Source organism: Ectopseudomonas alcaliphila, assembly GCF_900101755.1.
Lineage (GTDB): Bacteria > Pseudomonadota > Gammaproteobacteria > Pseudomonadales > Pseudomonadaceae > Aquipseudomonas > Aquipseudomonas alcaliphila.
Genome location: NZ_FNAE01000007.1, coordinates 158,531 through 166,635, shown reverse-complemented (window position 1 = coordinate 166,635; position 8,105 = coordinate 158,531). Strand labels below are relative to the sequence as shown.

Sequence of the window (8,105 nt, the reverse complement as noted above, 5' to 3'; positions counted from 1 at the left end):
CGCGTTGCCGAAGGTGGCTCCGATCGTCTGATTCAGAACCGCGTTGCCGAAGGTGGCTCGGATCGTCTGATCCAGAACCGCGTCGCCGAAGGTGGCTCCGATCGTCTGATCAAAAGCCGCACCGCCTGATACCTTCCTGATGACCTGATCGAGAACGTCATATGACTCGATGGCAAATGCAGCCCCACAAGGCCGGCCTGATAAGCCGGCCGTGGTTTTTTCAGGGGTAGAGAGCTCCGCCCACTGCGCGAATGAGCAGCCACGTGTCGACCCCAGGCAATCGACCGCCCCGCCCCCGCTCTATGGTGAACGCCCCTTTGATCATTCACCGGAGCGCCCCATGGCCAACAAACCGATCACCGTTCTGCGCGATACCCAGCCGATGCCCGTCGTCGACGCCTGCAAGTGGGAGCGCATCGAAGGTGACCCGCACACCGTCAACCTCAATGCCTACACCTCCGAAGACGGCAGCAAGATCATGGGCACCTGGATCTGCACGCCCGGCAAATGGCGCGTGGAGTACGTGAAGTGGGAGTACTGCCACTTCCAGGAAGGCTACTGCATCATCACCCCGGACGGCATGGACCCGATTCACCTCAAGGCCGGCGACATCTTCGTGGTCGAGCCGGGCATGAAAGGCACCTGGGAAGTGGTGGAAACGGTGCGCAAGTACTTCGTGTTCGCCTGACGTTGAGCTGACAGCGACAGACTGGCTTGAAAAGCGCAGGAACTTGGCCTATTCACAACGGTCATTGCTGCGCCGCCGACCTGGCGGTTCCCTCATCACGGACGGCCCAAAAGGCCTTTCTGCAAGGAATCATCATGAACCGACTCAAACTGCCGCTGCTCTCCCTCGCCTGCGCCCTGCCGCTGGCCGCCTGCGCCGCCACTCCGGAAGCGCTCAAGCCCTACCCCGCCGCTGCCGACGGCTACAGCCGCCATGTGATCGAGCTGCCGGCGCAAGCCAACGAAGCCGAGCACAAGGTGGAGATCATCGCCGGCAAGACCCTGGAAGTGGATTGCAACCAGCAACGCCTGGGTGGTCAGTGGCAGGAAAAGACCGTGGAAGGCTGGGGCTATGGCTACTACGAACTGGGCCAGGTCGGCCCGGCCATGAGTACTTTGATGGCCTGCCCTGACAGCAGCCGCAAGCAAGCGTTCGTGCGCGTCGGCGGTGAGCCGCAACTGGTGCGCTACAACAGCAAGCTGCCGCTGGTGATCTACGCGCCAAAAGATGTCGAAGTGCGCTACCGAGTATGGTCAGCCGCCAGCGAAACCAGCGTGGCGCCGCGTCAGTAGGCTCTCCAGCTGGGCACCAGCCCTTCGGGCTGGTGTTTCAATCGGGCAACACGCTTGAAAAAGGTTCGAAGTGGCGGTTGCGGGACTGGCCGCGACGGTAGGCGCAGCTATGCTCAGAGAGCACTTTTCATCAGCCGCCACTGCAGCGTTCGTACCTATCGGAGTTGCCATGGATATAGAAAGTCTGTTCGCTCAACTGCACACCCTGCCCAGCATTCCAAAGGTCGCGCAGGAGCTGATCCAACAGTTCGACAACCCTTCCTCCAACCTGGAAAGCGTGGCGCGCAATATCGAGCGCGACCCGGTTATCGCCGCCAAGGTACTGCGCCTGGCCAACTCGCCACGTTTTCGAGGGGCCCGTGAAGCGGTGAGCGTCGAGGACGCAGCCATGCGCCTGGGCTTCAATACCCTGCGCACGCTGGTGCTGGCCTCGGCGATGACGGGCGCGTTTCAGGTCGATACCGGCTTCGACCTCAAGGGTTTCTGGATTCGCAGCTTTCGCGTCGCCAGTATCGCCCGCAGCCTGGCCAAGCAGCTGAAGCTGGACACCGACGCCGCCTTCACCTGCGGCATGATGCACAACATCGGCGAATTGCTGATCCAGACCGGCGCGCCGGATTTCGCCCGGCGCATGAACCGTCATCCGAAACGTGAAGCCGCGGCCCACGCCGCCGAGGAAACCCTGCAACTGGGCTTCGGCTACCCGGAAGTGGGCGCTGAACTGGCGCGCCGCTGGCAGCTGCCGGCGCTTATCCAGCAAGCGATTGCCTATCAGGCACGTCCGACTCAGGCGCCCGGTGACAGCCGCTACGCGCGACTGGTCGCGCAATCGGTGATCGTCGCGGAAACCATCGAGCTCGATGGCGTCAGCGAACAAGCACGGCAGAGCGTGGAAGGCCCGTTATTCGAAGAAGTCGACCTGAACAAGCTGTTCGATGCCTTGCCGGCGGTGCTGGAGGCGGACAAGGCGTTTGCGGAGTTGCTCGGCTAGACCGCCGCCAGACACGCGCGCAAGCTGCAAAGGCCAGTTGCTTGACGCGTCAATCGTCAGGCAACTGGCTCCTGCATAGGTGATATCAGCGCATGCAGCACTGCTTGTATTTCTTGCCACTACCGCAGGCACAGGGATCGTTGCGACCCACCTTGGCGTCATCGCGGCGTACCGGCAGCACCGGCTGCAAGTTCTGCTGCCAGTACTCGTAAAGCTCGACGGCAGCCGGTTCGAGCATCGCCGTGCTGGCGTCGTACTCGGCGTCGGTCATGGCCTTGAGCGTCTCGGTGCCGCTTTCGTCGCCGTGCAGGGTGATCAGCGCCAGGGCGGCCGCCACCGACTCGGGCAGTGCTTGCTCCAGCCAACCGGCAACCGTAGCGCCGCGCAGGTAGCCCCCGCACCATTCCGAGACGATCAGCTTCTCGCCCTTGCCGTTGTCGTCAGCCAGGAAGATCGCCTCGTAGTCATCGGGCTCCTCGCTGAGCATGTAGGCCGCTTCGCTCATCAGTTCGACGGCCAGCTTCATGAAGCGCTCGCCATCCTTGTCGCTGGGCCATTGCGGCGGCTGATCGGCCCAGATCGCCGAATACCAGACGGCAGGCGCGACCTGGCGCGGGCCGGAGACGATGGCGGCGAAATATCCGTCCAGCTCGCTGGCGGACAGGATCGAGTCATCGTTGCCGTACTTGAGCAGCCACTGATCGAGCTTCTCCAACCCTCTGTTGTCCATCGCCACGCCTCCGCCTGAAAAAGGCCGCTACTGTACCGTCATCGGCGCGTATTGCCAGCCGTCCGGCATCTGGCGAGTGCCCACAGACTGCCGGCCCGGTACAATGCGCGCCTTGCCCGTGCCGCCTGATAAAGAAAAAACACCATGTCCTTGCCCAAGAACCACCTGGAACTGCTCAGCCCTGCGCGTGATGTCGAGATCGCCCGCGAGGCCATTCTGCATGGCGCCGACGCCATCTATATCGGCGGCCCGAGCTTCGGCGCACGGCACAATGCCTGCAACGAAGTGAGCGATATCGCCAGGCTGGTGGAGTTCGCCCGTCGCTACCACGCGCGGGTGTTCACCACGATCAACACCATCCTGCATGACGACGAGCTGGAGCCGGCGCGCGCGCTGATCCATCAGCTTTACGACGCGGGCGTGGATGCGCTGATCGTGCAGGACATGGGGGTGATGGAGCTGGATATCCCGCCCATCGAGCTGCATGCCAGCACCCAGACCGACATCCGCACGCTGGAGCGCGCCAGGTTTCTCGACCAGGCCGGTTTCTCCCAGCTGGTGCTGGCGCGCGAGCTGAATCTGCAGGAAATCCGCGCCATCAGTGACGCCACCGACGCGGCCATCGAATTCTTCATTCACGGCGCGCTGTGCGTGGCCTTCTCCGGCCAGTGCAACATCTCCCATGCGCAGACCGGGCGCAGCGCCAACCGCGGCGACTGCTCGCAGGCCTGTCGCCTACCCTACACCCTCAAGGATGAAAAAGGCGGCGTGATCGCCTACGAGAAACACCTGCTGTCGATGAAGGACAACAACCAGAGCGCCAACCTGCGCGCCCTGGTCGAGGCCGGCGTGCGCTCGTTCAAGATCGAGGGCCGCTACAAGGATGTGGCCTACGTGAAGAACATCACCGCCCACTACCGCCGCGAGCTCGATGCGATTCTCGAGGACCGCCCGGACCTGGCCCGCGCCTCCAGCGGCCGTACCGCGCACTTCTTCGTGCCCGACCCGGACAAGACCTTCCACCGCGGCAGCACCGACTACTTCGTCACCGAGCGCAAGGTGGACATTGGTGCCTTCGATTCGCCGACCTTCACCGGGCTATCTGTTGGGCATGTCGAGAAAGTGGGCAAGCGCGATCTGATCGCGGTTACCCATGAGCCGCTGTCCAACGGCGACGGCCTCAACGTGCTGGTCAAGCGCGAGGTGGTGGGTTTTCGCGCCAACATTGCTGAACTGAAAGGTGAGTTCGAGGAGGACGGCGAGAAGCGCTATCGCTACCGCGTCGAACCCAACGAGATGCCCGAAGGCCTGTTCCGTCTGCGCCCGAACCATCCGCTTAGCCGCAACCTCGACCACAACTGGCAGCAGGCGCTGCAGCGCACCAGCGCCGAGCGCCGCATCGGCGTGAGCTGGAAGGCCGAGCTGCGCGAAGATGCACTCAAGCTCACCGCCACCAGCGAAGAAGGCATCAGCGTCGATGTCGCCCTGCCCGGCCCGTTCGGCGTAGCCAACAAACCGGAACAGGCACTGGACGGCCTGCGCGACCTGCTCACCCAGCTCGGCACCACCATCTACCACGCCCAGGGCGTGACGCTGGATGCACCGCAGGCGTTCTTCGTGCCCAACTCGCAGCTCAAGGCACTGCGCCGTGACGCCATCGAGGCGCTGACCGAAGCGCGCGTCGCCGCCCATCCGCGCGGTAGCCGCAAGGCCGAAACCGACCCGGCACCGGTGTACCCGGAGTCGCACCTGTCGTTCCTCTACAACGTCTACAACCAGAAGGCGCGCGACTTCTACCATCGCCACGGCGTGCAGTTGATCGACGCGGCCTACGAGGCACACGAGGAAACCGGCGAAGTGCCGGTAATGATCACCAAGCACTGCCTGCGTTTCTCCTTCAACCTGTGCCCGAAGCAGGCCAAGGGCGTGACCGGCGTACGCACCAAGGTCGCACCGATGCAGCTCGTCCACGGTGATGAAGTGCTGACCCTGAAGTTCGACTGCAAGCCATGCGAAATGCACGTGATCGGCAAGATGAAGGGCCACATCCTCGACCTGCCACACCCAGGCAGCGCCGCCACCCAGGTGGTCGGCCACATCAGCCCGGACGACCTGCTCAAGACCATTCGCCAGAAGCCGGGTTATAGCCACTGAGCCGTTGCCCGCCCCACGCAGGGGCGGGTAACTTCAGCGCTGCTTGGGAATCGTCTGCTCGCGATCGATATCGCCCAGCAATTCGTCGAGCATGTCGCGGGTATTGGGTTTGAACGGCGCAGGTACATACCAGGCCAGTACGCTCCAACCCTGGCGCTGGTACTGGTAGGTCTTGAGCGGCACGCCATCCTTGAACACCGTGCCACGCAGGTTCTGCTCATAGCTGTATGGCAGCGGCAGGGTGAGCAAGGTCATGGCGCCCAGGGTGACGAGCGCAGCATTGGCGCGTTTACCGCCAGGCTCGGTAATCAGCAGGCTGTAACCGTTGCGACTGATGCCATCGTCGAGCCAGGAAAAACTCCCGGACTCCTTCAGCCGCTGCACGATCTCATCATTCGACCTGTCGCTACGCCGAAACGTCGGCAAGGCCACGCGCAATCCCACAGGCTCGAAGGCTTCAGGCTGCTGGTGCTTGAGCGGCGGCAACGTACTGCTGCAACCACCCAGGGCCAGTGCAGCGAACAGGACCAGTGTGCAGCGCACCTTCATGGCTGGGCCTCAGCCGGCTGCATCAGACCGTCTTGCTGTACGTCGCGAGCGAAGGCGCGAGTGATACGGTCCAGGTTCTCCTGTTTCGCTTCGTTGTTGCGATCCAGCAGCCAGCTGTAGCGCTGAGTCTTGTTGCGGTAGTCGTAACGTTTGAGCGTCTTGCCATCCTGGGTCAGGGTGAAGCCCAGTTGCGAATCGGTGCCATCGCCGACCGGCAGCAGAAACAGCGTCAGAGCACTCGCCATGACGACCGGGAATGACGGCAGATCACGCGCCTGAGTAAAGTTGACCCGCAGCCCGTAGCCACCTGTCGGCGGCTGACCACTGATCACGTCACTGAACATGCCGGTAGCGCGCAAGCTGTTGCGAATCTCGCCACCCTTGAGCGGATCGTCGGTCAATACATGGATGGGCGGCAGGTAATCATCACCATAGTGCAATTCGGTGGGCGGCAGACTATGGGTAGTGGCGCAACCGCTCAGGACAACGGCGCCAAGCGCCACGATTAGGAATGCTTTCATGGTGTGGCACGATCCTTCGTTTGTTCTTGAATATCGCCCTTCTCGGGCAGGATGAAGGGTTTGGCCCGCTCGAGCGGCAGTTGCAGGTATTGCAACGACGGCAACTGAGGCACCTGAGCGCGGGCAATGCCCTCGTCGCGCGCCTGGCGATCACGCTGGATGAACAGGCAGGCCTGACTGGTGATACAACGCGATCGATATTCGCCGATGTAATAGGCTTTACCGGGCTGCAAACGCAGTGGAACGACGAACTTCTCCTTAGCCATCTGCGAGGTCGAGTAGGTTCCATAACCGGTATTCACTAACGAGAAGAACTGAAAGTCATAAAGCTCATAGTCGCCTGGCTTGAGTGCCATGACGAAGACGCTGGCGCGCCCCTGCCCTTCTTCGATGTCCTGAGGCGTCTGCCGAACCCCGTGGTTGGTGTAGGCCGCAGCGGCCCCCCACTCCGAGCCGCGCTGACGAAACAGCAGTCGCTGATACTGCTGCGGGGCCGGCATCACACTGTCCGGCCCTATGCTACCGACCAGGTAACTGACCGGTTCTCCTTCACGCGCCGTCACTCGATCACTGAGCTGAGCCGAATACTCCTTGACCGCGCAGCCTGCCAGCAATGACAGCATCAGCAGTGACACTGCCGGCTTAAAAACATGAACCATGAAAGCTCCTTGAAAAACACCCGAGATCCCTTGCATCCGGGTACTGCAAATGATGCCTGCACAGGCTCGTGGCAGGCGTGAGAAACGATGCACATGTCGTCGCTATCGCCAGCCGCTGACAGATCAATGAGAGGCTGGCGACTCGAACGATTGTATTGCCCAAGGGGTTTGATCGGTAGAACGCAAGACGCTCACCGGGAAGCAACTGCGATCAGGTTCACGCCTCTGAACTTCAATTACAGGCAAAACAGCCCCGGCAGCGCCCGATTGGCCAGCGTCAGCTCGTTATCGCTCCGGGCACGAAGGCTTACCTGGCATTAACAAGCTGTTGCAAAACCACCTGCTAAGCCCAGAGTTAATTGCGCCTCATTGCCCACCAAACAGCGCCGTCCAGTAGATACCAGCGTCGCTCTGCGGGTCGTTGGCATAGGCAGCGCCTAGCTCGCTGAACTCCGGGTTCATGATGTTGGCACAGTGCCCGGCGCTGGCCAGCCAGCCTTCGACCACCTTGGCAGTGGTATCCAGCGCCGCAGCGATGTTCTCGCCGACCTTGCTCCCGCCGTAGCCTGCCAGCTCTGCCCGGTCACCCGGCGTGAGGCCGTCACGTCCCTGATGGGCGAAGAAGTTGCCGTTGGCCATGGCCCGGCTGTGGCTCTCGGCAGCACTGCCCAGCTCGGCGCTCCATACCAGCGGCGCGGTTGCAGCAAAGCGCTGGTCTCCGCATTGGCGTGCCTCGGCGCGGGCCGAGTTGATCAGCAGCAGCAGGCTTTCGCCCTCGGTCTGCCAGGTTTGCAGGCGCCCACTGAGCAGCGGCCGTGCAAGCACGATGCGCCAGTCGCGATCCTGCTGACTGACGCCGATGTCGATGAATTGCGGATCGAGCAGCACGCGGCAGAAGCTCTCGCTCAATGCCTGCATGGCCGCCTGCGCATTGCGCGGGCCGGAGAGCGTGATGGCCTGTACGTTGACCAGCGGGTAACCGGCAGCGCTCAGCGAATCCTGCAGATCAGCAGTGCCATTGGCAGAAAGAATCAGGCGCGGGTCATTGGTCAATGGTGGCAGTGGCTCGGAGGCCTGCACGCCGCAGCGTTGCACCTCGCTGCGATAGACGTTGATCGTCTCGATCAATGCAAGGTCCTCAGCGGCATGGGCCGCGCCCCATACGCTCATCAGCAGCAGCGCCAGCAGGCAACGTTGCCATC

General features: G+C 62.4%; 9 protein-coding genes and 1 pseudogene. 5 read left to right on the top strand and 5 right to left on the bottom strand.

Annotated elements, in window-relative coordinates; all coding sequences use genetic code 11:
* The 4 genes and pseudogenes from BLR77_RS19905 to BLR77_RS19890 form a co-directional block, all read left to right on the top strand.
* Nucleotides 1–129: pseudogene (locus tag BLR77_RS19905) on the top strand (phage infection protein); the annotation flags it as partial.
* Nucleotides 130–340: 211 nt separating this feature from the next.
* Nucleotides 341–688: a cupin domain-containing protein gene (locus tag BLR77_RS19900; protein ID WP_074681057.1), complete on the top strand. Its 348-nt coding sequence runs from the start codon at nucleotides 341–343 to the stop codon at nucleotides 686–688.
* 134 nt (nucleotides 689–822) lie between these two features.
* Nucleotides 823–1,299, top strand: a complete 477-nt coding sequence (eco, locus tag BLR77_RS19895) for a serine protease inhibitor ecotin (protein WP_074681055.1) — start codon at nucleotides 823–825, stop codon at nucleotides 1,297–1,299.
* Nucleotides 1,300–1,468: 169 nt separating this feature from the next.
* Nucleotides 1,469–2,290: an HDOD domain-containing protein gene (locus BLR77_RS19890; RefSeq protein WP_074681053.1), complete on the top strand. Its 822-nt coding sequence runs from the start codon at nucleotides 1,469–1,471 to the stop codon at nucleotides 2,288–2,290.
* An 85-nt stretch (nucleotides 2,291–2,375) separates the two neighbouring features.
* On the opposite strand, the gene BLR77_RS19885 is transcribed toward BLR77_RS19890, so the two are convergent.
* Entirely contained in the window at nucleotides 2,376–3,020 is a 645-nt protein-coding gene (locus BLR77_RS19885) for a YecA/YgfB family protein (RefSeq protein ID WP_074681051.1), read from the bottom strand.
* Between the two features lie 144 nt (nucleotides 3,021–3,164).
* Between BLR77_RS19885 and BLR77_RS19880 the strand changes: the two genes are divergently transcribed.
* Nucleotides 3,165–5,174 (top strand): peptidase U32 family protein, encoded by a 2,010-nt coding sequence (locus tag BLR77_RS19880; protein ID WP_074681049.1) that lies wholly within the window; start codon nucleotides 3,165–3,167, stop codon nucleotides 5,172–5,174.
* Nucleotides 5,175–5,207: 33 nt separating this feature from the next.
* On the opposite strand, the gene BLR77_RS19875 is transcribed toward BLR77_RS19880, so the two are convergent.
* The 4 genes from BLR77_RS19875 to BLR77_RS19860 form a co-directional block, all read right to left on the bottom strand.
* On the bottom strand, nucleotides 5,208–5,723 hold the full coding sequence (locus BLR77_RS19875; protein ID WP_074681047.1) for a hypothetical protein: 516 nt from the start codon (nucleotides 5,721–5,723) through the stop codon (nucleotides 5,208–5,210).
* Nucleotides 5,720–6,244, bottom strand: a complete 525-nt coding sequence (locus BLR77_RS19870; protein ID WP_074681045.1) for a hypothetical protein — start codon at nucleotides 6,242–6,244, stop codon at nucleotides 5,720–5,722. The genes BLR77_RS19875 and BLR77_RS19870 overlap by 4 nt, the downstream gene beginning before the upstream one ends.
* Nucleotides 6,241–6,939, bottom strand: a complete 699-nt coding sequence (locus BLR77_RS19865) for a hypothetical protein (RefSeq protein ID WP_238380600.1) — start codon at nucleotides 6,937–6,939, stop codon at nucleotides 6,241–6,243. The genes BLR77_RS19870 and BLR77_RS19865 overlap by 4 nt, the downstream gene beginning before the upstream one ends.
* A gap of 330 nt (nucleotides 6,940–7,269) precedes the next feature.
* On the bottom strand, nucleotides 7,270–8,073 hold the full coding sequence (locus BLR77_RS19860) for a CAP domain-containing protein (RefSeq protein ID WP_394328068.1): 804 nt from the start codon (nucleotides 8,071–8,073) through the stop codon (nucleotides 7,270–7,272).
* Nucleotides 8,074–8,105: the final 32 nt, after the last annotated feature.

Coding starts and splice junctions, on each gene's coding strand:
- BLR77_RS19865 (WP_238380600.1), bottom strand. CDS start 6,939: ATGCAAGGGATCTCGGGTGTTTTTCAAGGAGCTTTCATGGTTCATGTT.
- BLR77_RS19890 (WP_074681053.1), top strand. CDS start 1,469: ATGGATATAGAAAGTCTGTTCGCTCAACTGCACACCCTGCCCAGCATT.
- BLR77_RS19860 (WP_394328068.1), bottom strand. CDS start 8,073: ATGAGCGTATGGGGCGCGGCCCATGCCGCTGAGGACCTTGCATTGATC.
- BLR77_RS19880 (WP_074681049.1), top strand. CDS start 3,165: ATGTCCTTGCCCAAGAACCACCTGGAACTGCTCAGCCCTGCGCGTGAT.
- BLR77_RS19870 (WP_074681045.1), bottom strand. CDS start 6,244: ATGAAAGCATTCCTAATCGTGGCGCTTGGCGCCGTTGTCCTGAGCGGT.
- BLR77_RS19875 (WP_074681047.1), bottom strand. CDS start 5,723: ATGAAGGTGCGCTGCACACTGGTCCTGTTCGCTGCACTGGCCCTGGGT.
- eco (WP_074681055.1), top strand. CDS start 823: ATGAACCGACTCAAACTGCCGCTGCTCTCCCTCGCCTGCGCCCTGCCG.
- BLR77_RS19900 (WP_074681057.1), top strand. CDS start 341: ATGGCCAACAAACCGATCACCGTTCTGCGCGATACCCAGCCGATGCCC.
- BLR77_RS19885 (WP_074681051.1), bottom strand. CDS start 3,020: ATGGACAACAGAGGGTTGGAGAAGCTCGATCAGTGGCTGCTCAAGTAC.